The 471-nt window shown below is 59.9% G+C and carries 1 protein-coding gene; it reads left to right on the forward strand.

Features of this window, described 5'->3' with window-relative positions:
• Positions 1-410 (forward strand): substrate binding domain-containing protein (locus ALO43_RS17650; RefSeq protein ID WP_217999778.1); only part of this gene is annotated, 410 nt, incomplete at its 5' end.
• Positions 411-471 lie beyond the last annotated feature (61 nt).

The following is a 471-nucleotide window of genomic DNA, read 5'->3' on the forward strand; positions in this document are numbered from 1 at the left end:
GTGCAAGCCCAGACTACCTGGCGAGGCACGGCAAACCAGCGCTACTGGAGGAACTCAGACACCACCCGTGCATTGCCTTGCACGCAATGCCCTGGTGGTCGTTCACAAAAAACGGCGAGCCCATCACCATTCGCGCTCAGGGCCCCTTCTCTGCCAACAGCGTCGAGGCCGTGCGCACGGCATGTAAACAAGGTATGGGACTGGCCATGCTGACCTATTGGGATGTCCGACAGGAAATCAACGAAGGCAGCCTTCAGCAGGTGGACTTCGAAGATGCCATGCCCGAACAGCTGTCTGTCACGGCAGTGCTGCCAACACGCCAGCGCGTTCCTCACAGGGTGCGCCTGTTCATTGACCGCCTTGAAGCAGCGCTCAAGAGCAAGGCAGGCGCGGCGGGAGCCACCTTGTAAACGAACGAACCGGCATCAAGCCGGTTCGCAAACCATCCACTGCAATCAGACCTGCATGGGC

Origin of the sequence: Pseudomonas tremae (assembly GCF_001401155.1) — a bacterium.
GTDB lineage: Bacteria > Pseudomonadota > Gammaproteobacteria > Pseudomonadales > Pseudomonadaceae > Aquipseudomonas > Aquipseudomonas tremae.